21 protein-coding genes and 1 tRNA gene are annotated in these 22287 nt (G+C 67.7%); 10 read left to right on the forward strand and 12 right to left on the reverse strand.

The features are described 5' to 3' along the window. Window positions 1–7: 7 nt before the first annotated feature. From ABDZ95_RS08040 to flgK, 6 genes are all read right to left on the reverse strand, one after another. On the reverse strand, window positions 8–787 hold the full coding sequence (locus ABDZ95_RS08040) for an ABC transporter ATP-binding protein (RefSeq protein ID WP_343792495.1): 780 nt from the start codon (window positions 785–787) through the stop codon (window positions 8–10). After that, a complete protein-coding gene (locus ABDZ95_RS08045; RefSeq protein WP_343792497.1) occupies window positions 784–1899 on the reverse strand; it encodes an MlaE family ABC transporter permease in 1116 nt (371 codons plus the stop codon). Before ABDZ95_RS08045 ends, ABDZ95_RS08040 begins: the two co-directional genes overlap by 4 nt. A gap of 118 nt (window positions 1900–2017) precedes the next feature. Then, on the reverse strand, window positions 2018–3445 hold the full coding sequence (locus ABDZ95_RS08050) for a UdgX family uracil-DNA binding protein (protein ID WP_343792499.1): 1428 nt from the start codon (window positions 3443–3445) through the stop codon (window positions 2018–2020). Next, entirely contained in the window at window positions 3445–4686 is a 1242-nt protein-coding gene (locus tag ABDZ95_RS08055) for a putative DNA modification/repair radical SAM protein (RefSeq protein ID WP_343792501.1), read from the reverse strand. The genes ABDZ95_RS08050 and ABDZ95_RS08055 overlap by 1 nt, the downstream gene beginning before the upstream one ends. 64 nt (window positions 4687–4750) lie before the next feature. Then, the gene (locus tag ABDZ95_RS08060; RefSeq protein ID WP_343792503.1) at window positions 4751–5677 is read right to left on the reverse strand and encodes a flagellin; all 927 of its coding nucleotides are present in this window, start codon (window positions 5675–5677) and stop codon (window positions 4751–4753) included. Continuing rightward, window positions 5677–7788 (reverse strand): flagellar hook-associated protein FlgK, encoded by a 2112-nt coding sequence (flgK, locus tag ABDZ95_RS08065; RefSeq protein ID WP_343792505.1) that lies wholly within the window; start codon window positions 7786–7788, stop codon window positions 5677–5679. Before flgK ends, ABDZ95_RS08060 begins: the two co-directional genes overlap by 1 nt. A 430-nt stretch (window positions 7789–8218) precedes the next feature. Here flgK and ABDZ95_RS08070 point away from each other — a divergent pair, with 430 nt between their 5' ends. The 6 genes from ABDZ95_RS08070 (at window position 8219) to ABDZ95_RS08095 (ending at window position 14096) form a co-directional block, all read left to right on the forward strand. Continuing rightward, complete coding sequence (locus ABDZ95_RS08070) at window positions 8219–9625, forward strand: flagellar hook-length control protein FliK (RefSeq protein WP_343792507.1); 1407 nt, start codon at window positions 8219–8221, stop codon at window positions 9623–9625. 4 nt (window positions 9626–9629) lie between these two features. Next, window positions 9630–10292, forward strand: a complete 663-nt coding sequence (locus ABDZ95_RS08075) for a flagellar hook assembly protein FlgD (protein WP_343792509.1) — start codon at window positions 9630–9632, stop codon at window positions 10290–10292. Window positions 10293–10304: 12 nt separating this feature from the next. Then, window positions 10305–11774, forward strand: coding sequence for a flagellar hook protein FlgE (flgE, locus tag ABDZ95_RS08080; RefSeq protein ID WP_343792511.1), 1470 nt, complete (start codon window positions 10305–10307; stop codon window positions 11772–11774). Between the two features lie 163 nt (window positions 11775–11937). Next, on the forward strand, window positions 11938–12222 hold the full coding sequence (gene sciP / locus ABDZ95_RS08085; protein ID WP_343792513.1) for a CtrA inhibitor SciP: 285 nt from the start codon (window positions 11938–11940) through the stop codon (window positions 12220–12222). A gap of 151 nt (window positions 12223–12373) precedes the next feature. Further along, window positions 12374–13540 (forward strand): tRNA 2-thiouridine(34) synthase MnmA, encoded by a 1167-nt coding sequence (gene mnmA / locus ABDZ95_RS08090; RefSeq protein WP_343792515.1) that lies wholly within the window; start codon window positions 12374–12376, stop codon window positions 13538–13540. Then, window positions 13533–14096, forward strand: a complete 564-nt coding sequence (locus tag ABDZ95_RS08095) for a hemerythrin domain-containing protein (RefSeq protein ID WP_343792517.1) — start codon at window positions 13533–13535, stop codon at window positions 14094–14096. Before mnmA ends, ABDZ95_RS08095 begins: the two co-directional genes overlap by 8 nt. On the opposite strand, the gene ABDZ95_RS08100 is transcribed toward ABDZ95_RS08095, so the two are convergent. After that, window positions 14093–14941 (reverse strand): acyl-CoA thioesterase, encoded by an 849-nt coding sequence (locus ABDZ95_RS08100; protein ID WP_343792519.1) that lies wholly within the window; start codon window positions 14939–14941, stop codon window positions 14093–14095. The genes ABDZ95_RS08095 and ABDZ95_RS08100 overlap by 4 nt on opposite strands. Window positions 14942–15120: 179 nt before the next feature. Here ABDZ95_RS08100 and ABDZ95_RS08105 point away from each other — a divergent pair, with 179 nt between their 5' ends. The 3 genes from ABDZ95_RS08105 to ABDZ95_RS08115 all read left to right on the forward strand — a co-directional run bounded on the left by ABDZ95_RS08105 (window position 15121) and on the right by ABDZ95_RS08115 (window position 17092). Beyond that, complete coding sequence (locus ABDZ95_RS08105) at window positions 15121–15624, forward strand: winged helix-turn-helix transcriptional regulator (RefSeq protein WP_343792521.1); 504 nt, start codon at window positions 15121–15123, stop codon at window positions 15622–15624. 248 nt (window positions 15625–15872) lie between these two features. Beyond that, on the forward strand, window positions 15873–16469 hold the full coding sequence (locus tag ABDZ95_RS08110; RefSeq protein ID WP_343792541.1) for a DNA-3-methyladenine glycosylase I: 597 nt from the start codon (window positions 15873–15875) through the stop codon (window positions 16467–16469). Beyond that, complete coding sequence (locus tag ABDZ95_RS08115) at window positions 16469–17092, forward strand: ribonuclease HII (protein ID WP_343792523.1); 624 nt, start codon at window positions 16469–16471, stop codon at window positions 17090–17092. Before ABDZ95_RS08110 ends, ABDZ95_RS08115 begins: the two co-directional genes overlap by 1 nt. Window positions 17093–17318: 226 nt before the next feature. On the opposite strand, the gene ABDZ95_RS08120 is transcribed toward ABDZ95_RS08115, so the two are convergent. From ABDZ95_RS08120 to pyk, 3 genes are read right to left on the reverse strand one after another with little or no spacing between them, the layout of a single operon-like run. Continuing rightward, window positions 17319–17564: a hypothetical protein gene (locus ABDZ95_RS08120; protein WP_343792525.1), complete on the reverse strand. Its 246-nt coding sequence runs from the start codon at window positions 17562–17564 to the stop codon at window positions 17319–17321. A gap of 58 nt (window positions 17565–17622) precedes the next feature. Continuing rightward, window positions 17623–18657, reverse strand: a complete 1035-nt coding sequence (locus tag ABDZ95_RS08125; RefSeq protein ID WP_343792527.1) for a DNA adenine methylase — start codon at window positions 18655–18657, stop codon at window positions 17623–17625. Between the two features lie 19 nt (window positions 18658–18676). After that, the gene (gene pyk, locus ABDZ95_RS08130; protein WP_343792529.1) at window positions 18677–20122 is read right to left on the reverse strand and encodes a pyruvate kinase; all 1446 of its coding nucleotides are present in this window, start codon (window positions 20120–20122) and stop codon (window positions 18677–18679) included. Between the two features lie 160 nt (window positions 20123–20282). On the opposite strand from pyk, the gene ABDZ95_RS08135 reads away from it, so the two are divergent. Next, window positions 20283–20465 (forward strand): DUF3606 domain-containing protein, encoded by a 183-nt coding sequence (locus tag ABDZ95_RS08135; RefSeq protein WP_109102243.1) that lies wholly within the window; start codon window positions 20283–20285, stop codon window positions 20463–20465. Between the two features lie 6 nt (window positions 20466–20471). Here ABDZ95_RS08135 and ABDZ95_RS08140 read toward each other — a convergent pair whose 3' ends face one another. Together ABDZ95_RS08140 and ABDZ95_RS08145 are read right to left on the reverse strand one after the other, a co-directional pair. Then, window positions 20472–21893, reverse strand: a complete 1422-nt coding sequence (locus tag ABDZ95_RS08140) for an alkaline phosphatase PhoX (protein WP_343792533.1) — start codon at window positions 21891–21893, stop codon at window positions 20472–20474. Window positions 21894–22006: 113 nt separating this feature from the next. Beyond that, window positions 22007–22091: transfer RNA gene (locus ABDZ95_RS08145), tRNA-Leu, on the reverse strand. Window positions 22092–22287 lie beyond the last annotated feature (196 nt).

The following is a 22287-nucleotide window of genomic DNA, read 5'->3' on the forward strand; positions in this document are numbered from 1 at the left end:
TCCTCTCCTAGGCGGCCTTGTCCGCGGCGCGGCCGCGCGGCCCCAGGAAGTATTCCCGTATCCAGGGATGCTCTGAACGTCCGAGCTCCTGAACCGTGGCCTTCTCGACCACATGTTTGTCGGCGAGCACCGCGACCTTGTCGGTGATGGCGTAAAGGCTGTCGAGGTCGTGGGTGATCATGAACACCGTCAGGCCCAGGTCGTCGGACAGCTGGCGGATCAGGTCGTCGAAGGCCGCGGCGCCGATCGGATCGAGACCGGCGGTCGGCTCGTCGAGAAACAGCAGCTCGGGATCCAGCGCCAGGGCGCGAGCCAGACCGACCCGCTTGCGCATGCCGCCCGACAGCTCCGAAGGCTTCAGGTGGTGGGATTCCGGCTTCAGACCGACCATGGCGATCTTCATCTCGGCCAGTTCGCGGATCACGTCGCGCGACAGCTGGGTGTGCTCGACCAGCGGCGAGGCCACGTTGTCGATGACGCTGAGCGAGGAGAAGAGCGCGCCCTGCTGGAACAGGATGCCGGTGCGCTTCTCGACGTCGGCCAGCTCTTCCTTGGTCATTTCAGCTCGATCCCGGCCGAACAGGCTGACCGACCCGCCCTCGGGCTCCTTCAGGCCGATGATGGTGTTCAGCAGAACCGTCTTGCCGGTGCCCGAGCCGCCGACGACGCCCAGCACTTCGCCCCGCTCGACGTCGAGGTCGAGGTCCTGATGGATGACTCGCTCGCCGAACTGGCTCAGCAGACCGCGCACCTCGATCAGTTTTTCGACCTTGTCCGGAGCCGTCACAGGTTCAGCTCCAGGAAGATCAGGGCGAAGATGGCGTCCAGCGAGATGATGGCGAAGATCGCCTGCACCACGGCGGCGGTCACGCGCCGGCCAAGGCTCTCGACATCGCCTGCGACGGCCATGCCCTGCCGGGCGCCGATGGCGGCGATGACGACGGCGAAAACCGGCGCTTTGATCATGCCGACCATCAGGTGGGTGCCCATCATGGGATCCTCGCTGATGCGCTGAATGAAGAAGGACGGCCCGTAGCTGAGCTGGCTCCAGGTCACGAGCAGGCCACCGAACATGCCTGCGACCATGCCGATGAAGGTCAGCAGCGGCATCATCAGGATCATGGCGGCGAGGCGCGGAATGACCAGCGCCTGGAAGGGGTTCACGCCCATGACCTGCATGGCGTCGACCTCCTGATTCATGCGCATCGAACCGATCTCGGCGGCGAAGGACGAGGCGGAGCGACCGGCCAGAAGGATGGCGGTGATCAGGACGGCGAGCTCGCGCAGGGTCGCCACGGCGACCAGCTGGACCGTGAACACGCCCGCGCCGAACTGGGTCAGCAGATTGGCGCCGAGGAAGGCGATGACGGCGCCGATGAAAAAGTTGGTGACCGCCACGATCGGGATGGCGTCCAGCCCGGCGCGCTCGGCCTGGCTGAACCAGGCGGCCCAGCGAATACGGCTGGGGTGCTTCAGCGCCGTGCCGGTGGCGACCACCAGACGGCCGAGGAAGGCCGACGACAGGGTCGCCTCATCGAAGAAGTCGCGCACGCCGCGGCCGACCTTGGCGAAGCCGCGGATCCAGCCCGGAGAGCGCGGCGGCGGCCCGGCGGACTCGCGCTCCAGCTTCTCGACCATCGCATAGGTGCGCCCGGCCTCGGGGCGCTGGGCCCAGGCGGATTGCGGCAGCACGCAGTTGGCGGCCTGGACGATGGCCAGCGCGCCAGCGGTGTCGAAACGACCCATTTCGGACAGTTCGACGGACGCGACCTTGCGATCGTGCAACTCCTCGTCGAGCCGACGCGAGACCCGGCCGAGCTGGGTCGCGGTCCAGTCGCCAGTCAGGTGCAGGATCAGGCCCTGCCCTTCCTCATCGATCCGGAAATCCGCTGCGGTCATGCCCCTACCTAAAACGCCCCGTCCCCATTGCCTATGCCCGCTCTACGGCAAAGCTGCGGCAAGGCTCACAACGCGGCCGCGACGTATTCGTTCAGCCACGGTTTCAGACATTTACGCGTCAAAGCAGCGACCGGACCTTTTTCAGATCATCGACGAAGCGACCGCGCTCCGTCTCGGCGGCGGCCCGGTCGGGAATGCGCAGCAAATATGAAGGGTGAACCGTCAACAGCGCGGTCGCGTCGGACAGGCCGATCGGCTGGCCCCGTTCCTTCGTCACCGCCACCTTGCGGTTGAGCACGCCCAGCGCCGCCGTGCCGCCCAGTGTCAGGATCACCTTCGGCTTCACAAAGGCGCGTTCGGCGTTCAGCCACCAGCGACAGGCGGTGATCTCGCTGGTGGTCGGCGTCTGGTGGATGCGGCGCTTGCCCCGCGGCTCGTGCTTGAAATGCCGGACGGCGTTGGTGACGAAGACATCCTCGCGCTCGATGCCGGCCTCCTCCAGAACCGCGTCCAGCACCTGGCCGGCAGGGCCGACAAAGGGGCGACCCGCGAGATCTTCCTGATCGCCCGGCTGCTCACCGACGATCATCAGCTTCGCCCGGCGCGGACCTTCGCCGCAGACGCCCTGGGTCGCGTCGCGCCAGAGCGGGCAGCGGCGGCAGCCCTGAACCGCTTGGCCCAGTTCCTCCAGCGACGACGGTACAAAGCCTTCCTCCCACGCCTGGTCGCGGGTGATGCGGGAGAGCGTCTTGGCCAGTCGCGGATTGGGTTCAGGCATCGGCGCCGCCACCATACTTTCTGTGCGAAGCGCGGATTGGGCCACGAGCTCCGGAATCAACTGCGCTTCCGGCAGGTTCTTCCAGTACCGCTTGGGCATCTCGCCCTGCATGGTTTTCGTCTTCAGTCGGGCGGGGTTGAAGGTCGAGGCGTAATAGGTCTTCCAGAACTCCTCGATCTCGTCCTCAGCCGGAGCCATGACGCGCGTGGCGGGCGGACCGAAGGTCAGGTCGCGGGTATCCCAGAAGGCCGAGCCGTCCGGCGTCAGGATCGACCACCGCATGGTGGCGAAACGACGGGCGAAGAAAGGGGCGGTTTTCTCGACCACCCGATGGGCCGGTTCGAACCACGCGATCCATGCCTCGCCCAGTACATCCTCGGCGAGGCGGAAGCGGACGAAGGCCTTCATTTTGTGACTGGCCCGGCTGACGTTCTTCGCGCGTTCGAAGGCGTCGGCGACATCGATATCGCTGCCGACCCGCATCAGGTCCGGCTCGTCGGCCAGCCGCCAAAGCAGGCGATACATCAGGTCAAACCGATCCTCCGACCGGTGCAGGATCACATTCTGCGCCAGATCAACGAAGGCCTTGGGCACGCTGAAGACGGAAGCCTCGACAGGCACGGGCGCGACCTCGTCGAACAGACCGCCGTCGCCAGCGCCCACGCGGAAGATCGCCTCTCCGGGCCGCACGCCTGCCGACCGGAAGTCGCGCGCGGCCCGACGCCAGCCGTCGAAGTCCGTCTCGTGCGCCAGCGTCGCGACCCGCATCAGAACAGACTCAACTGCACCGGCTTCGGCTCGGGCGTCAGCCGCTGTCTCAGATCGATGGCGTCGGTCAGCCCGCCGGGCGACCAGTCCAGCGCGGTGATGAAGGGACGAACCTTGTCGATGCCCCGACACAGGCGAGCGACATCCTCGAGCCGCAGGGTACGCCAGCGGCGGATGGAGATGATTCGGTCGACCGACTTCACGCCCAGCCCCGGCACGCGCAGCAGCATCTCGCGCGGCGCCCGGTTCACATCAACCGGAAACAGGGCACGACTGTTCAGCGCCCAGGCCAGCTTCGGATCGATGGCGAGGTCCAGCATCCCGTCCTTCGTCGCCTCGCCGATCTCCGGCGTGGAGAAGCCGTAGAACCGCATCAGCCAGTCGGCCTGATAGAGCCGATGCTCCCGCATCAACGGCGGCTTCGACAGCGGCAAGGTGCTGGAAGCGTCGGGGATGGGGCTGAAGGCCGAATAATAGACGCGACGCAGGCCGTAGCCGCCGTAGAGGGAGGCGGAGCGGTCGAGGATTTCAGTGTCCGGCGCCCCGTCCGCGCCGATGATCAACTGGGTCGACTGGCCGGCGGGCGCGAACTTCGGCGGGCGTTTGCGATCGCGCTTCTCCGGCTTCGCCTCTTCGCCGCGCCGTCGGACCTGACTCATGGCCTTCTTGATGACGCCGACGCTCTTCTGGGGGGCCAGCCTTTCCAGCGCCTCATCGCGAGGAAGTTCGATATTGGCGGACAGGCGGTCGGCGTAGAGGCCGGCTTCCTCGATCAGCCTCGGGTCGGCCTCGGGGATCAGCTTCAGATGGATGTAGCCGCGAAAGTCATGCTCCTCCCGCAGTTTGCGGGCGACCAGTACCAGCTGCTCCATCGTGTAGTCGCCCGAGCGGATGATGCCCGACGACAGGAACAGGCCCTCGATATAGTTCCGCCGATAGAAGTTGAGGGTCAGCTCGACGACCTCGTCGACGCTGAACCGCGCCCGCTCCACGTTCGAACTCGCCCGGTTGATGCAGTAGGCGCAGTCGTAGATGCAGAAGTTGGTCAGAAGGACCTTCAGCAGGCTGACGCAACGGCCATCCGGCGTGTAGGCGTGGCAAATCCCCATGCCCTCGGTCGACCCGATCCCCTTCCCGTTCGAGGAGTCGCGTTTCGAAGTGCCGGAGGACGCGCAGCTGGCATCGTATTTGGCGGCGTCCGCCAGCACGGACAGCTTTCGCCGGAGGTCGATCTGGGCCATTTGTTCACACTATGTTCTAGTGCGAACTCAGGGTCCAGCGGAGCCGTAATCGAATTTTGCGTAGTCAGCCCAGGAAGTTGAGCAGCGAGACCTGTCGAAGCTGGTTGATGACCTGCGCGGACGCCTGGATGGCTACCTGAGACAGTTGCAGGTCGGTCACCGCCTTGGCCATGTCCGCGTCCGTCCGGTTGGACACCAGTTCGTCCAGCGATCCGATCTGGGCCTTGTGACTGGTGGTGACGTTCTTGACCTGCTGGGCCAGCGCGCCCGTCGTGGCCGTCTTGTCGATCGCGCCGGTCGAGGCCTGATCCAGTCGCGCCAGCTGGGCGGTCAGGAAGGTTTTCTGCGTCTCGTTCAGCTTGCCGGTCAGCGGGCCGTTTGCGCCGGTGTGATAGGTCTGGATATCCCGCATGATCTCCATGACCTCGGCGCCGACATCGTTGGCAAGGAATCCGGTCTGGAGCGTTGTGCCCTCTGCGACCCGGCTGGCGGTCCGCAGGGTGTCATTGTGGAAGATCGAGGCGACGGAGGGCGCGGCCTGCAGTTCGCTGAGGTTCGAGATGTCGATCGGGGGGACGTTGGTCTTGGCTCCCGCGAACAGATAGCCGCCCTGATGGCGCATGTTCAGCCCGCCCCGGACGGACTGGAACATGCCTTCCAGCTCCAGCATCAGCGAGCCGGCGGAATCCGTCGCCAGTGCGTTGCCGACCGAGGAGCGGATGCCGGCGATGCCGTCGACGACCTGGTTCAGGGCGATGTCCTGCGTCGTCAGGCGAGCCGTGACGGCGTCGGAGGTGTCCATGAAGCCCTGGATGCGGCTTTGCGCGGCCTTCAGGGCGGTCAGGGTTTCGGACTGCCGACCGAAGCCCACCAGATCGGTGGCGTTCTTCTGGGTCGAAACCCGTTCCTGGGCCTCGGCGCCCCGCGTCTGAGCCGCCATCAGATCCAGCAGGGCCGACTGGTAGTTTCCGTAGGTCGAAACGCGGGTCATCAGACAATCCCCAGAAGCGTGTCGTACATGTCGCGGGCCGCCTGGATCAGGCGGGCCGATGCGTTGAAGGCCTGCTGATAGGTGGTCATCAGCACCAGTTCCTCATCCAGGTTCACGCCCTCATGCGCGGTCTGGCGGGCCTTGGCCTCGGTGTAGAGCGCCTGGGCGGTCTGCTTGCTGTTCTTCGCCGCCGCCGCCTTGCCGCCGATCTCCCCGGACAGCTCCGACGCGTAGCGCGAGACCGAGATCTGGCCGCCCGCCGAACCGCCTGCCGGATGGAAGTTGGTCGGGCGCTCGCCGGCGTCGGCCAGCAGCAGGGCGCCGCGACCGTCGCCGGTGCTCAGCGCCGCCGTTCCGGCCGCCGCCGACAGGTTCAACTGGGCAAGCGCCAGCTTGGAGGGGCTCTGGCGGATGTCTGTCCGCAGCGAGAAGCCGTCGGCGCGCGAGGCCCGCACACCGCCGATGCCGAACATTTCGGTCATCGACACCCCGGACGACGTCTGGGTGGTGCGATCCTCCAGCACGCTGAGCTGGGCCGGCGGGCTGCCCGCACCGGTAAACTTCAGGGAGCCATCGGCATTCAGCGAGAAGGCGCCGAAGCGGCCGACTCCGGTGGCCGGATCGTTCAGAGCGGTCAGCAGGTCCCCGACCGTTCCGCCGGCGGGGACCGCAACGCTGATGTCGCGCAGCTTCGCGCCGCTCTCGCCGGAGAAGCGGAACTTGATCGTCTCGCCCGCCGTGAACCCGTGCGGCGAGGCGGCGGTCATGCCGGTGTCGTACAGGGCCGGCCGGTCTGTCGAGATCAGATCGTTTAGGCCGAAGTAGTGCGAGAAGCCGCGCCCGGCCTTGTTCGAGGGCGAGGTCGCGTCATCGGCGATGGCCACGCCGTTCGTGCCCGTCGCCTCGATCTTGAGCTGCCCATTGACGAAGGTGGCCGTGGCCGACGGTCCGAGCTGGGTGTTCAGCTCCGCCAGGAAGCCGGCCGGCGTGGTCGCCACGCCGTTCACCGTCATGGTGGAGCCGCTGAACACGATGTCCGCTCGGGTCTGGATCACGCCGGCCTGGTTGGTGATGGCGACGGTCGTGCGGCCGGTGAACCCGGTCAGCGCGGACTCCAGCGACTGGCCGACATTGCGGCCGGTCAGGCTGGTCGGGGCCGGGACAGACGTGTTGGCGTTGTGCGCCCGGTTCAGCTCGTCGGCGACGTGAGTGATCAGTTCGGCCAGACGGTCCGCGGCGGCCGGCGCCTCGACGTCGCGCAGCTCGATCAATCCCTTGATCTCGCCCGAGGTGACGCTGTCGAGCAGGGCCTTCTTCTGTCCGCCCGGCTCGGTGATCCAGACCTCGTTGAAGCCCGTCTCGCTGGTGACCGTACCGGCCCGGTTGTAGCTGAGCGTCGCCGCGCCCTCGCCGGCCAGCAGGGTGCCGTTGCCGGTGCGGATCGAGACGCCGCCGACCGGACGGACGGTGACGCGAATGTCCATCAGCTCGGCCAGTTGGCCGATCAGGGCGGACTGCGCCGTTTCGGCGCCGGAAGCGTCACCGTTGACGACGGTGGCCTTGGCGATCTCGAGGTTCAGCCCCTCGATCTGCTTGAGCAGGCTGTTGGTCTTCTCGACCGCGCTCTGGACGCGGCCGTCGGCGTCCTCGCGCACAGCCTGGATCTGCTTGGCGATGCGGCCGGCCTCGTCGAACAGGGCCTGGGTCTTGAACAGGGCCTCCTGACGACGCGGCGACGACGACGGATCCTCGGCGCTGGCCGAGAAGGCCGCGAACATGCTGTCGACCTGGGAGAAGAAGCCTGTCGTACCGCCCGGATCGCCGAACAGCGCCTGGATGCGGTCGTACAGTTCGTAGCGCACGCCCTGCCGCGCCGCCTCGGCGCCGGAGTTCAGACTGGCGGCCTGCAGGAAGCGGTCGGTGGCCAGACGGATGCGCGCGACCTCGACGCCCGAGCCGACGCCCTGACTGACCAGCGTCTGCTGATCGGCGATCTTGCGGACATAGCCGGGCGTATTGACGTTGGAGACGTTGTCCGAGACCACCCTCAGCTGGGTCTGGGCGGCGACCAGACCCGAGTTGGCGGTGTTCATGATGGCGGTCAGCGACATGCGAAGCCCTCCATACGCGCGCCGGCGCCCGGCAATGTCTGCCCGCCCGCACGCGTTTTTTGCCCTCCGGCGGACGCCGCGCCGGGGGCCAAGCTACTGATTTCTCGCGATATCGCGTTTTGCGTCTCGGTCATGATCCGACAGATGCGCAAATGCCGGGCCACTTCGCCCGCGCGCGGGGAGCAGGAGTACGCGCGCGAACCGATTGCTTGCTCCGATGATCGCCCAGTGACCGGAATGACCGGGCAATAAAGGCCGGAAGGCGGCAAGATTCGACCGTCTGCCAGCCGTCTCCGCACGACATTCACCCGTCCATAACTCAATGAATACAGCAACTTGAATGACTGGCCCGCGACTTGCGCTGCGGGTTTCGAATGTTCGGCGCAGGATGCGCCCCCGTCACCCGCCTCGGCGATCGACCCGCTTACCCATGTCCGCGCAAGCCATCCTGTCCATGATCGCGCCCGCTATTCCGGCTGCCCCGCAAGGGACAGCCAACGGCGACGCCGTGGCGTTCGAAGGCCTGCTGGCGGCCATGCTGGGAGCCGAAGGCGAAACGGACACGGCTCCCGCCGAACCGCGCGCAGCCAACGACGGGCCGGACGCCGCCGAGGCCGGGATGATTGCGCCGGCCGTCGTCGCCCCTCCCCGGCCCCCCGCCCAGCCTCTGGTGATCGCACCGCCGACGCCCGAGGCGGCCGCAACGGCGGACACGCCGTCCGAGGACGCATCGCCGCCCGCTGCGGCTACGCCTTCGGCGCCGAAGCTCCCGCTTCCGCCAGCCAACGATACTGCGGACGCTGCCGATACGAAGGCCGCAGACGCCGCCGAGGCTTCGAAGGTCGCCGCGTCCTTTGTCCCCGTTCCTGTGCGCACCATCGACGATCCTCGCGCCGTTCCGGTCGAGGCGGCGCCCGAGCCCGTGACGCCTGAAGAAGCTGCCCTTGTCGCCACGGCCCTGGGCGCTCACGACGAAGACGCCGCCGAGATGGCGTCCGGCGAGACCCCCGAACGTCAGCCGGACACTGCCCAGGCGGCCCGCCGCCAGGCCGAGGTCGCTCAGCCCCCCGTCCAGACCTCTCCGCAGCCGGCGCCTCTGCGTCCGCTCGTGGACCGTGCATCCCGGCCGCTGGACGCCGTGACACTATCCGACGACGGCGCCACGCCCGAAGCGCGCACCGCGAAGACCGGCGTCGCCGACGCTGCGCCCCCGACAGCGACGCCCGCCACCGACAGCGCCGCCGGCAAGACCGATGCTGTCCCCGCTGTCACCGCCGTCCCGGATAGCCCCGACAAGGGCTCCGGCGATGCGCCGGTGGATGCGCAGAGCACCGAAACCGCCGCGCAGACGCCTGCCGCCAACGTGCAGCGCGAGGCCGCGTCGCCGACCATGTCCCGCACCGCGATCGAGGCTACGGCCCAGATCGCCGCCCAGATCCAGCGTCGTCTGGAGGGCCGTAACACCCGTTTCGAGATCGCCCTCACGCCCGATGAACTCGGTCGCGTCGACGTTCGTCTGGACATCGACGCCGAGGGGCGTCTGGCCGCCCGCCTGGCCTTCGACAATCCCGCTGCCGCCGCCGACCTGCGCGGTCGCGTCGACGAACTGCGCCGTCAGCTGGAGCAGTTCGGCTTCCAAGTGGCCGACGACGCCTTCGAGTTCACCGAGCGCGACAGCGGTTCGAGCGCCTTCGACCGCGGGCAGGATGCCCGCGAGGGCCAGAGCCGCGCCTTCGCCCGCGCGACCCGACTGAATCTGGATGCCGAGGCCGTCGCCCTGACGCCCCGCTGGACCAACCTCTCCCTCACGCCCACGGGCGTGGATCTGAAAGTCTGAACCGATGGTCGAAGCCGTCACCTCGAACACAGCGACGAGCCGGATCAATGCCGGCTCGACGATGCTGGCCTCGAACTTCGAGACCTTCCTCAGCCTGCTGACCGCACAGCTGCGGAACCAGGATCCGCTATCGCCGGTCGACTCCAACCAGTTCACCGCCCAGCTGACCCAGATGGCCGGCGTGGAGCAGCAACTGCTGACCAATGAACTGCTGAAGTCGATGCTGTCGGCGCAGGGCGTCGGCGGCCTGAACGAGGCCGCCAACTACATCGGCAAGGACGCCACTGCGGTCTGGTCGGCGACCAAGGTCAAGGACGGCGAGGCGACCTGGAGCTACGAGCTCGGCGCCAACGCCACCAGCGCCCGCCTGCAGATCCTGAACAGCGCCGGCGCCGTCGTCTGGGAAGGCGACGCCCCGAACAAGACCACCGGCGTCCACGACTTCACTTGGGACGGCGGTACCGAGGACGGCGTCTACACCCTGAAGATCACCGCCAAGGATGCGGCAGGCAAGGCGCTGGACGCCCAGGTCCTGACCCGCGGCCGCATCAGCGGCGTCGAGATGTACGACGGCGAGGCCTACCTCACCGTCGGAAACTCGATCCTGCCCCTCTCCACCGTGATCGCGCTGGAAGAAGCGCGCACCTCCAACACCGCCACTTCGTAAGGAGCTTACGCCATGAGCATCAACAGCGCCCTTCTGGCCGGCGTCTCCGGACTGACCGCCAACTCGGCAGCCCTCGCCGCCATTTCGCAGAACATCTCGAACGTGAATACGGTCGGGTACAAGCGGACCCAGGCCGAGTTCCAGACCGTCATCAACAGCCAGGTCGCCGGCGCCGGCTACTCGGCCGGCGGCGTTCTGGCCACGGCCCGTCGCTACACCAGCCAGGCCAACCAGCTGCAGCGCACGACCTCGAACACCGACCTGGGCATCGCCGGTCAGGGCTTCTTCGTCGTGACCGAGAAGGCCGAGAATCTGCAGGTGACCGACAGCCGTCTGTTCACCCGCGCCGGCGCCTTCCGCGTCGATGATCTGGGCTACCTCAAGAATACCGCGGGTCTCTACCTGCAGGGCTGGCCGGTCGATGCGGACGGCAACGTCAACGCCGACCCGTCGGACCTGAACCGTCTGCGAACCATCAACGTCGGCTCGGTGGGCGGCACGGCCGAAGCCACCACCCGCGTGCAGCTGAACGCCAACATCAAGTCCAGCCAGACCGTCTCGGCCGAAGCGGCCGACGCCGCCACGACGCCTCCGGGCGCCAACGCCTACAACCCGGCCACCAACTCCATGGCCATGTGGAACGTCGAGACCGGCGACGGCGTGAAGCCGGACTTCGAGCTGACAATCCCGGTTTCGGACTCCAAGGGCGGCCAGCGAACCGTGGCCATCTCCTTCCTGAAGAGCAGCACGCCGAACCAGTGGTACGCCGAGATCCGCGCCATTCCGGCTTCGGACATCGAGACGGGTGCAGGCCTCAGCAACGGCCAGATCCGCACCGGCTCGATCCGCTTCACCCAGGACGGTCGTCTGGATGTGGCCTACATGTCGGATCCGGCCAACACGCCTCCGGGCGGCGGCTGGCTGTTCAGCGATCCGGCGACCGCCACCTTGAACTTCGCCGCCTCCGACGGCGCGGCGCCGGCCGCTGGCCAGGTGAAATGGGCTGCGGGTCTCGGCATCGACGACCAGTCCATCGCCTTCGACCTGACGGCGGCCACGGGCGGACTGACCCAGTACGACAGCGCCTCGGTCACCCAGGCGGTGCTGACCAACGGTACGGCCTTCGGCAACCTGTCCGAGGTCAAGATCGACGACACCGGCTTCGTCACCGCCATCTTCGACAACGGCGTGACCCGCCGCATCGCCCAGATCGCCCTGGCCACCTTCCCCAGCCCGGACAACCTTCTGGAAGCCGCCGGCAACGCCTTCCGCGTCAGCCAGGGGTCGGGCACCTACAACTTGAAAGCGGCCGGCACGGGCGGCGCAGGCAAGATCGGGGCGTCGCAGCTGGAGGCCTCCTCGGTGGACCTCTCGACCGAGTTCACGGGCCTGATCACCACCCAGCGCGCCTACTCGGCATCCTCGAAGATCATCACCACCGCAGACGAAATGCTGGCTGAGCTCATCAGCATCAAACGCTGATATCGGGGTAAGGGGCGGTTAGTCTTCATGAAGACCTGGTTTAATATTCGGGCCGTGTGCGGAGGGGATTTTATCCTTTCCTTCACCACGACGCTTAAACGGCCCTTAGTCGCCCAGCGCTACCGTTCACGCTCAATGGTGGTGGTGAATGAGGCATAAGCCCATGTTGCAAGAGCGACGCCTAAACAGTTCAGGCGAACAGTACGTAGTCGGACCGACCGGTACGCCTCTGACCCTGCGGGATCTGCCGCCGGCCAATACGGACCGGTGGGTGATCCGTCGCAAGGCCGAGGTCGTGGCCGCGGTCCGCGGCGGCCTGCTGAGCCTTGACGATGCGCTGGCGCGCTATCGTCTGACGGCCGAAGAGTTCATCGCCTGGCAGAAGGCGATCGACAAATGGGGCATGCAGGGTCTGCGGACCACGCGTATCCAGCACTATCGCGGCTGATCCTCCCCGGCCGAAACGCTGAAGGGCCGTTCCCGGCGACGGGGGCGGCCCTCGTCGTTTGTGCTCAGGCCTCGAAATCGAACCGGTTCCGCACTAAATGGCGCGCATGACGCTCGCAGAGCCCCTTTGCCCGATCCCCGATATCGCACCCATGAACGGCCAAGCCGACATGGACGCGGCGATCGAGGCTGCCCGCAAGGCCGTTGGCCTGCCCGTCGGCGCGCGCGTGGTCGCCGCCATGTCGGGCGGCGTGGACTCCACCGTCGTCGCCGGCCTGCTGCACAAGGCGGGCTATGACGTCGTCGGCGTCACGCTTCAGCTTTACGACCACGGCGCGGCGCTGAAGAAGAAGGGCGCCTGCTGCGCTGGTCAGGACATCCACGACGCCCGTCTGGCGGCCGAGACCATCGGCATCCCCCACTATGTGCTCGACTATGAAAGCCGCTTCCGCGACGCGGTGATCGACCAGTTCGCCGACAGCTATCTGCGCGGCCAGACGCCGGTGCCCTGCATACGATGCAATCAGACGGTCAAGTTCCGCGATCTCCTGGACGTAGCCCGCGACCTGGGCGCCGAAGCGATGGCGACCGGCCACTATGTGCGCCGGGCGGTCGTCGACGGCCGTCCGCAGATGCGCAAGGCGATCGACCACTCGCGAGACCAGTCCTACTTCCTGTTTGCCACCACGCCGGAGCAACTGGACTATCTGCGCTTCCCGCTGGCGGATCTGGAGAAGCCGCAGGTGCGAGGCGTGGCGCTGGAGCTGGGCCTGCGGATCGCGGCCAAGCCCGACAGCCAGGACATCTGCTTCGTGCCCGAGGGCGACTATCGCAGCCTGATCGACAAGCTGCGCCCCGAGGGTCGCGAGGCCGGCGAGATCGTGCACATGGACGGCCGGGTGCTGGGCGCCCACGCCGGGATCACCGACTACACCATCGGCCAGCGCCGCGGGCTGAACGTCGCCGTGGGCGAGCCCCTGTTCGTGACCAGGCTGGACCCGGTGAAGCGCCACGTCATCGTCGGCCCGCGCGACGCCCTGCTGACCGCGTCCCTTACGCTGGACGAGACCAACTGGCTGGGCGACCAGCCGACGATAGAGGCGGCGGCGGAGGCCGGAGCCCCGGTGCTGGCGCGCGTCCGCTCGACCCGTGCCCCCTCCCCGGCCCGTCTGGCGCTGGTGGACGGTGTGGTGACCGTGATCTTCGACACCGGCGAGGAAGGCGTGGCCCCGGGCCAGGCCTGCGCCCTGTACGACCCGGCGGACGACGAGCGTCTGCTGGGCGGCGGCTTCATCACGGCCACGGCCGCCGTTGTCTGACGATCCTCTGCACCTGACCGCGCGTACCGGCCTGCCCGAGGATTTGCGCATTGGCCTGACCGACTTCCCGCGCGACCGCTGGCACGAGCCGACCACCACCGAGATGGCGCGCTTCTGGCTGGGCATCCACGAGGGCTTCCGCCGCCACCGCCTGCACATGGAGGCGGTGATTGATCACTGGCGCGCCGGGAAGACGGACGTGAACGGCCTGCATGGTCGTCTGATCCCCGCGGTGCAGCAGTTCCTGCAGCATCTGGACGCCCACCACCGGATCGAGAGCGGCCAGTACTTCCCGAAATTCCGTACGCTGGACGACCGGCTGGCCCACGGCATCGACCTGCTGGACCGGGACCACGACGTGGTTCACGAGCAGCTGGAGACCCTGTTCCAGAAAGCCGTCGGCTTCCACCAGAACCTCCGCTCCCCCGACGCCGCCGACCACGCCGCCCGGCTGGCCGACACGGTCTTTGCGATGGGCCCTGCGGTGATCCGGCATCTGGATGACGAGGAAGAGATCGTCATTCCCCTGATCCAGAAGCACCAGATCGCGGGCTAGCGCTCCCGCGGCGCCCGCGAGGCGAGGACCTTCCTCAGCTGGCGGCCGACAGCCAGCGGGCGGCCGTCCTGGGCCCAGGCGGTGGCGTCCTCGACGGTCCAGCCGCCGTGGCTGTCGCGGGAGACGAACTCGAAATAGGTCCAGCCGTCCGGCGCGGCGTCCTCGGGGATCGGGCCGAAGAAGTCGTAGCGCAGATCGGCCGTGGCCGAGACCGCCGGCGGCGCGGGCAGCATGGTCCAGTAGACCGGGAAGGTGGCGTCCAGCAGAAAGGCCAGCCGGGCCTCGTCCAGCGGTTTGCCGTCCGTGGTCCGCATCCAGACGCCCATCCGGTCCTCGTCGTTGCGGCCGAACAGCTTGATCCCGCCGACGAAGCGCTGCTCGACGTACCGCAGGAAGTGCGGGGCAAAGTCCTCGCCGCCCATGGGCGTCAGAGGCTGATCGGCCAGCGGTGGCGGGGTGATGGAGGCGGCGCGAAGCTCCGGGCCCGCGCCCGGCGCGCCGAAGGTGACCAGACCGCTCATGGTCAGCCGCTCGCCCTGCCCGGCCCGGACCGAAACGTATTCGGCCGAGCGGCCGCCCCGCAGGAGTTCGCCGGTCAGGGTCAGGGGCTCGAACCTCGAGCCGACGAGGAACTGGGTCGCGACCGTGCGCAGGGGCTTGGTCGAACCGACCGTCTCGCGCGCCGCCTTCGCCGCCAGCGCCGCCATCAGGCCGCCGAACGGCGCGCCCCGCTCGGCCGGCCAGGCCATGGGCGCGTTGGAGAAGGTCCCGGTCAGCGGGGCGATGAGGCCGCCCTCTCCATCCGGCGTGAGGATCAGCGCCTCGTCGAGGGTCTGGACGTTCATGAGAGCTCCGGGGAGGGAACGAAAGGAAGGGCGGAAGACACCGGTCCTCCGCCCCAAGGTCAAGGGATCCGGAAACGCCGCGGGAACCACAGTGAGTCCGTAGCCAAACAAGACTGACTCAGTCCGTTCAGATTGGCAACCCTCTTGCAAAACCGATGACGTGACGTCACCTTTCCACCATGGGACGCACCGCCGACTATTCTCGCCAGAGCTGCTCGATCGCCGCGACGCTCGAGGTCATCGGCGATCCGTGGACGCTGCTGGTCATCCGCGACGCCTTCAACGGCGTGAGCCGGTTCGAGCAGTGGCAGGAGCGGCTGGGCGTCGCCCGCAACGTTCTGGCGGCGCGCCTGAAGAGTCTGGTGCAGCACGGCGTGCTGGAGCCCCGCCTCTATTCCGAACGCCCGCCGCGCAACGAGTATGTGCTGACCGCCAAGGGCAAGGATCTGTACGGCGTTCTGGTGACCCTGCACGGCTGGGGCGCGAAGCATGTGTACGGCGATGCGGACGCCGGCATCACGATGAAGCACAAGACCTGCGGGCATGAGCTGAACCCGCGCATCGCCTGCGGCTGCTGCAACGAGATCGTGAAGCCGCGGGATATCCAGCTGAACCTGACGGCCAACCGGCCGACGCTCGGGGAGCTGATGCCGAGGGATGCAGCGGCGGACGAGGCGGCTTAGGGCGCGTTTGCGGTTCGGGCGGGCTGGTTCATCACGGCGAACACAACGGGGCACAACGGGCACGGCGGGAGCGGGATCGTTTCGCCAACGGCGCTTGCGCGTCTCCACTGAATTGATCGCGACGCGATCGATCAGAGTCTGCCCGGTCGGTCACCGACTTACGGACAAACGCGGAACCCGCCGTGTCCGTTGTGCCCCGTTGTGTTCGCCGTGATGAACCGACCCGCCCCATGCACTACCCTCCCCGCATGACCGACTCACATGCCGAAGGCCGATGCGGCTGGTGCGGGACCACCGACCCGCTCTACATCGCCTACCACGACGAGGAATGGGGCGTGCCCGAGTACGACGCGCGGGCCCTCTGGGAGAAACTGGTGCTGGACGGCTTCCAGGCCGGCTTGGCGTGGATCACAATTCTGAGGAAGCGCGAGGGCCTGCGCGACGCCTTCGACGGCTTCGATCCCGAGAAGGTCGCCCGCTACGGCGAGGCGGACATCGAGCGCCTGCTGAACGATCCGCGCATCATCCGCTCGCGCGCCAAGATCAACGCCGCCATCCGCGGAGCCCAGATCTGGCTGGAGATGCGGGATAACGGCGAGGACTTCTCCGCCTGGCTCTGGTCGTTCGTCGGCGGCGCGCCGATCCAGAACGACTGGACCCACTTCCGCGAGGCCCCGACGAAGACAGCCGAGAGCGAGGCGATGGCGAAAGCGCTGAAGAAACGCGGCTTCAACTTCTGCGGCCCGGTGATCGTCTACGCCTTCATGCAGGCGGTGGGCATGGTCAACGATCATCAGACCCCGTGCTTCCGTCACGCGCAGGTTCGTGCGATGGCCCGGCCCTGATGTCCGACCGCGCCTTCCCGACCCTGGCCCTTGAAACCCTGCTGGCGCAGTCCAGCGGCGGGCTGGTGTGTGGCGTGGACGAGGCCGGGCGCGGACCGTGGGCGGGGCCTGTGTCGGCCGGCGCGGTGATCCTGAACCCCGACGACCTGCCGCCGGGCATCGACGATTCCAAGGCCCTGACGGAAAAGCGCCGGATGGCGCTGGAGCCGGAGATCAAGGCGCGGGCCATCGCCTGGGGCGTCGGCTTCGCTTCGGCGCGCGAGATTGAGGAGCTGAAAATCCTCGGCGCCACGGGCCTGGCCATGTGCCGGGCCATCGAGGCGATGTCGGTGCAGCCGGTCGCGGCCCTCGTCGACGGCAACTATCGCTTCAAGCTTCCCTGCCCGATCCAGACCGTGGTGGGCGGCGACGGTCTGTCGCTGTCGATCGCGGCGGCCTCGATCCTGGCCAAGACCGCGCGGGATCGACTGATGGTCGAGATGGACGCCCTGTATCCCGCCTACGGCTTTGCCCGGCACAAGGGCTACAATGCGCCGATCCACTCCGAGGCCTTGAAACTGCACGGCCCCTGCCCCGAGCATCGGCGGACCTGGGGGCCGGTGAAAGCGTTGCTGGAGGGGTAGGTCCGGCGTGCGTGATGGTTCATCACGGCGACCACAACGGGCCACAACGAACACGACGGGGCCGTGCTTGTGGCAGCGTTGAGTCTGACTGCCTGAAGGATTGAATGATCGCTTTGCGATCGATCTGAGCATGGTGGAGGGCGCAGGCGACGGTCCAGTCTCCGCTCCCGTCGTGTTCGTTGTGGCCCGTCGTGTCCGCTGTGATGAACCCTGATCAGACCCGATTTCAGACCTGAAGCATGCCGCCCAGCATCGCGCCCATGAACGCGGCAGCGATGCCGCCGCCGACCACGACGACCCAGCCGGGCATGGCGTTCATGACATCGCGGAAGGTCGGCGCATCGGTATGCGCATCATTGGCGGCCCGGCTCTCGAAGCGGTTGGCCTGCGGAGCCTTCCAGGCGACAGTTTCGAAGGCATCGGCGGCGCGATTGTACGCGCGGTAGCCATCGAGGCGGCGGGCGGAGCTCATCGACACGTTTTCCATGGCTGGCTTAACGGCCGTGGAATCGTACTGTTCCGTACCGAGGCTACGCCGCCAGATTCACGCGCCGCTCGCCGACCACGAACAGGTACTCGACGTTCCTCAACCGGCCGACCGCGCCGACCTTCTCGCCCTTGGGATTATGGATGCCGATGCGGGCGCCGACATAGCGGGGCCGCTGGATCTCGATCACCTGCACCTCACCGCGACCGGACAGCATGGCCACCAGCTGATCGCGGGTCAGATAGCCCTCGTCATTGAACGAGACGACGAGATTGGGCGCCTTCAGGCCTGCGATGACCGACTCCAGCGCCGGAGCGATGCCGGGGCGGCTGTTGAAGGCGCTCTTGCGGGTCTTCACGTCGATCCGCTTGTTCGCCACGCCGTAGGTCTCAGGCTTGTCCCACAGCACCAGACTTTCCCAGCAGTGGTAGTTCCCGAGGTAGGAATGCTGGTTGTAGGGCGGGTCCAGATAGACGAGATCGGCCTCGATCTGCGGCGCGATCTCCACGGCGTCGGCATGGGTGGCCTTGCAGGGGCCGCCGGCGACGCCGGACAGGACATCGGGCATGCGCAGTTCCAGCGGCTTCAGCGCGCGCGGGGCCCAGGACTTCATGTAGGCCATCTGCAGGCCGGCGGTGGAATCCACCCGGTCGGCCGCCTCCATCAGCGACACCAAGGCGATGGCCTCCAGCTCCGGCTCCAGCGACAGGGCGGCGATGCGGTCGCGCATGGCGTCGATGACCGCGCCGTTATCAGGATGGAAGAAGCGGGCGTCCTCGCAATAGGCCTTGGTGAACCAGCCCGCGTCGGGCTTCACCGCATGCAGCTCGGCCAGCACGGCCTCGGCCCGTTCATGCCAGCGCTCGCGGTCGGCCTGGACATAGGCGGTGGCGAGGGTGTGGGCGTAGGCGTTGTGATCATTCGACCAGACGCGGAAGCCCTGCTTCTTCAGGGCATGGCCCACGCGCGCGGAGCCGGAGAACAGGTCGCAGACCGTTCCTCCCTCCGGCAGCGAGGCCGAAATCGCAGCGGTGACATGGCCCAGCAGCGCGCGCTTGGAGCCGATGTATTTGATCATGACGCCCCTTCGGGACGGATCAGGCGCGGCCCTTGCCGCCCTTACCCTTCGTCGGAGCATGCGCCAGCCGCAGCAGATTCGCAGCCCCCGGCGCGCCGAAGGGGGTGCCGGCGAGGATCAGGATGCGCTGGCCGGCCTCGGCCAGACCATAGGTCATGGCGCTGGTGACAGCGTCGTCTGTGACGTCTTCCAGCGAGGCGGGCTCCTTGCCCAGCCGGGTCTCCAGCCCCCAGACCAGCGCCAGACGGCGGGCGGTGTCCGGGTTGGGCGTCAGGGCCAGAACCGGCTGCAGCGGCCGCTCGCGCGCCATGCGCCGCGCCGTGCCACCGAGTGTGGTGAAGACGACGATGCAGGCGGTGGACTGGGCTTCGGCCGCCTTGCGCGCGGCGGCGACCAGGGCGTCGGCGTCGAAATCGTTCATGCCGGCATGCTCGGCGTCCATCAGGCTGGGCCAGAGCGGATCGCTTTCAACCCGCTCGATGATCCGGCTCATGACGCCGACGGATTCCAGCGGATAGCCGCCCGAGGCGGTCTCGGCGGACAGCATCAGGGCGTCGGCGCCCTCATAGGCCGCGTTGGCGACGTCTGAGGCCTCGGCGCGGGTCGGGGCCGGCGAGGACGTCATGGATTCCAGCATCTGGGTGGCGACGATGACCGGCACGCCGCGATCGCGGGCGGCGCGGATGATCTGCTTCTGGGCGACCGGCACCTCCTCCGGTTCCAGCTCCACGCCCAGATCGCCGCGGGCGACCATGACGCCGTCGCAGTAGTCCAGAATGCTGTCCAGCTGGGCCAGCGCCTGCGGCTTTTCGATCTTGGCCAGGCAGGCGGCCTTGCCCTTCACCAGTTGCTTCAGCTCGGCCATGTCCTCGGCCTTCTGCACGAAGCTGAGAGCGACCCAGTCCACTCCGATGCGCAGGGCGAAGGCGAGATCCTCGCGGTCCTTGGGCGTCAGGGCCGAGACCGGGATGACGGCCTCGGGCACGGCCACGCCCTTGCGGTCTGACAGCTTCGAGCCGCTCTCGACCGTGACGTCCGCCCATTCGTCGGACCGTTCGCCGACACGCAGGCGCACCCGGCCGTCGTCCAGCAGCAGCAGCATGCCGGTGCGCAGGGCCTTGAAGATCTCCGGATGCGGCATCTGCACCCGCGTCTCGTCGCCCGGCGTCGGGTCGAGGTCGAAGCGCATGGTGTGGCCGGGCTTCACGTCAATCTCGACATTGGCGAAGCGGCCGAGGCGCAGCTTGGGTCCCTGCAGGTCGGCCAGCACGCCCAGGGGACGCTTCAGCGCCATCTCCGCGCCACGCACGGCCTTGAGCGCCGCCGCGTGGTCCTCGTGCGACCCGTGGCTGAAGTTCAGGCGGAAGACGTCGACGCCGGCTTCTGCCAGGGCCTTCACCATGCCGGGCGTGCGGCTGGCCGGACCAAGGGTGGCGACGATGCGGGCTCGGCGGGCTCTCAGCATGAAATATCCGTATGCCGCGAAGGGGGAATGACCTCTTCTGCCACGAAACGCTGCGGGGCAAAGGTCGGGTCCACCTGACGAAACACGAAGTTATGGCGAACGCCGCTCTCGCCAGACGCCGCGGATGGGTTCAAACCGGTCGCGAACGGAGACCACGATCATGGCGGGCCTGAAGGACAAGCGCGGCTTCATCGACAAGGACCGGCTGGACCTGTCCGAGCGTCAGGCCGTCGAATACTGGATGAAGCGCTGGGGCGTGACCCGCGACCAGATCACCACCGCGCACCGCAAGGTCGGCCGGATGACCAAGGACATCGCAGCCGAACTCGGGAAGAAGCGCTGACTGGCCTCAGGCCGTGCGGACGCTGTCCCACGGACCGGTGATGGCAAAGGTCACGCCGGGGAACTGGATGTTGACGAACAGGGTCGTGCCGTCCGGCGAGAAGCAGGCGCCGCAGAACTCGGAGTTGCCGCGGAAGACGTTGCGGCCAATCGTGTAGACCTTGCCGTCCGGCGTGACGCCCTTCAGGTGGTTGCGGATCTCGCTGGAATAGTTGTCCTCGCAGACCACCAGATGCCCCCATGGCGCGACCGTCAGGTTATCGGCCATGTTCATGACCTTCTCGTCGGTCGTCTCGACGAACAGCTGGATGCGGCCCGGATTGGCACCTTCGCCGGCCCGTCCCTCGTCGGCCGAGGGCACGTAGCGCAGGATCTGGCCGCGCTGGATCGGGCCGCCCGAGGTGGCGGTCATGTAGAGCTCGCCCTCGCCCCAGTGGATGCCCTCGCCGCGCGCAACCAGCGCCGCGCCGTCGGCGTGGCCGCGCTTGCGCAGGTCGTCGTTCGGGCTCTCGACGTCCTGAAGGTCGATCCAGTCGACCTCCTTCCAGTCGCCCACGTTCCAGATGCGGGTTTCGTGGTTGGAGCTGTCGGCGCCCGGCACGCCGCGAAAGACCATCGCCTGCAGCTTGCCGCCCTCGACCAGACGACCCGGCGTGTTCGGGATGAAGCGGTAGAACAGGCCGTCCGCCCGGTCCTCGGTCAGGTAGACGATGCCCGTGCTCGGATCGATCGCCACAGCCTCGTGGTCGAAGCGGCCCATGGCCTTCAGCGGCACGGCCTCGACCAGTCCGGTCGCGTTGGCCGGCACCTCGAAGACATAGCCGTGCTCGCGCATGACATCGGCGTTTGACGGCTTCTCCTCGGTCTCCTCGCAGGTCAGCCAACTGCCCCACGGCGTGACGCCGCCGGCGCAGTTGGTCGAGGTGCCGGCGAGGCTCAGGTGCTGGCGGACGGTCTCGCCGGTGGCCATGTCGTAGACGACCGTGGTCGTGCCGCCGGGCAGGACCGTGCCGTTCTTGAAGGTGTCATAGGCCTTGGCCTTGTCGACGCTACCGATCCGCTCCTGACGATAGCCGCCCGGACCCCAGTTGCGGTGGGAGGCGCTTTCGCCCTTGAGTTCGTGATTGCGGACCAGGGCGACGCGCGTGCCCTCCAGCGCGATACAGCCCATGCCGTCGAACTGGCCCGGCACCAGCAGGCCGTCGTCCATGGTCTCGCCGCCCTGCGACACAACGCGGTACGAGAAGCCTTCCGGCAGGTCGAGCAGGCCATGCGGATCGGCGCGCAGCGGGCCGTAGCCGGTCACCTCGTTCAGATAGGTCTCCTGCCCCGTCTGGGCCCGGGCCGAGCGCGAAAAGCCCGCGAAGGCCATGCCGGCGGCGCCGCCGGCCATGAGCGTGCGACGGTCGGGACGAAGATCGAAGGGCATGACGGCTTCCCGGGGCGAGGAACGAAACTGACCGCCCTTAGCCCGCCGTTCGCGTCGGGATCATCATGGTTCTGTGACGATAAGGCCCAGCTGTCGGCGACATATTGTCGTGATGGTGCGAGCGGCGGGGGTCGAACCCGCATGACCGAGGTCGAGCGATTTTAAGTCGCTTGCGTCTACCAGTTTCGCCACGCTCGCGGCGGACCCGGGTGCGAATCCGCGCCGGGCCAGCCGTCTTATTGCACCGACTGACGCGGCTGGGCAGGCGTTTCGGACGCGGGCGCCGAGGCGGCCGGCTGATAGGGCCGCTCGCCCGCCGGCTCGGCCGGAGCGGGAGCCGGCGTGCGGGCAGGCGCGGGACGTGGAGCCGGACGACGCGCGGCCGGCGCCGGGG

The sequence above is a fragment of the Brevundimonas kwangchunensis genome (genome assembly GCF_039523815.1).
GTDB lineage: Bacteria > Pseudomonadota > Alphaproteobacteria > Caulobacterales > Caulobacteraceae > Brevundimonas > Brevundimonas kwangchunensis.

Excerpts from the sequence above, each read along its gene's own strand:
- pyk (WP_343792529.1), bottom strand. The coding sequence starts at position 20,122 with ATGCTGAGAGCCCGCCGAGCCCGCATCGTCGCCACCCTTGGTCCGGCC.
- ABDZ95_RS08070 (WP_343792507.1), top strand. The coding sequence starts at position 8,219 with ATGTCCGCGCAAGCCATCCTGTCCATGATCGCGCCCGCTATTCCGGCT.
- ABDZ95_RS08075 (WP_343792509.1), top strand. The coding sequence starts at position 9,630 with ATGGTCGAAGCCGTCACCTCGAACACAGCGACGAGCCGGATCAATGCC.
- ABDZ95_RS08100 (WP_343792519.1), bottom strand. The coding sequence starts at position 14,941 with ATGAACGTCCAGACCCTCGACGAGGCGCTGATCCTCACGCCGGATGGA.
- ABDZ95_RS08135 (WP_109102243.1), top strand. The coding sequence starts at position 20,283 with ATGGCGGGCCTGAAGGACAAGCGCGGCTTCATCGACAAGGACCGGCTG.
- ABDZ95_RS08120 (WP_343792525.1), bottom strand. The coding sequence starts at position 17,564 with ATGAGCTCCGCCCGCCGCCTCGATGGCTACCGCGCGTACAATCGCGCC.
- ABDZ95_RS08055 (WP_343792501.1), bottom strand. The coding sequence starts at position 4,686 with ATGGCCCAGATCGACCTCCGGCGAAAGCTGTCCGTGCTGGCGGACGCC.
- ABDZ95_RS08125 (WP_343792527.1), bottom strand. The coding sequence starts at position 18,657 with ATGATCAAATACATCGGCTCCAAGCGCGCGCTGCTGGGCCATGTCACC.
- ABDZ95_RS08060 (WP_343792503.1), bottom strand. The coding sequence starts at position 5,677 with ATGACCCGCGTTTCGACCTACGGAAACTACCAGTCGGCCCTGCTGGAT.
- sciP (WP_343792513.1), top strand. The coding sequence starts at position 11,938 with ATGTTGCAAGAGCGACGCCTAAACAGTTCAGGCGAACAGTACGTAGTC.
- ABDZ95_RS08110 (WP_343792541.1), top strand. The coding sequence starts at position 15,873 with ATGACCGACTCACATGCCGAAGGCCGATGCGGCTGGTGCGGGACCACC.
- flgK (WP_343792505.1), bottom strand. The coding sequence starts at position 7,788 with ATGTCGCTGACCGCCATCATGAACACCGCCAACTCGGGTCTGGTCGCC.
- ABDZ95_RS08050 (WP_343792499.1), bottom strand. The coding sequence starts at position 3,445 with ATGCGGGTCGCGACGCTGGCGCACGAGACGGACTTCGACGGCTGGCGT.
- ABDZ95_RS08115 (WP_343792523.1), top strand. The coding sequence starts at position 16,469 with ATGTCCGACCGCGCCTTCCCGACCCTGGCCCTTGAAACCCTGCTGGCG.
- flgE (WP_343792511.1), top strand. The coding sequence starts at position 10,305 with ATGAGCATCAACAGCGCCCTTCTGGCCGGCGTCTCCGGACTGACCGCC.
- ABDZ95_RS08045 (WP_343792497.1), bottom strand. The coding sequence starts at position 1,899 with ATGACCGCAGCGGATTTCCGGATCGATGAGGAAGGGCAGGGCCTGATC.
- mnmA (WP_343792515.1), top strand. The coding sequence starts at position 12,374 with ATGAACGGCCAAGCCGACATGGACGCGGCGATCGAGGCTGCCCGCAAG.
- ABDZ95_RS08140 (WP_343792533.1), bottom strand. The coding sequence starts at position 21,893 with ATGCCCTTCGATCTTCGTCCCGACCGTCGCACGCTCATGGCCGGCGGC.
- ABDZ95_RS08105 (WP_343792521.1), top strand. The coding sequence starts at position 15,121 with ATGGGACGCACCGCCGACTATTCTCGCCAGAGCTGCTCGATCGCCGCG.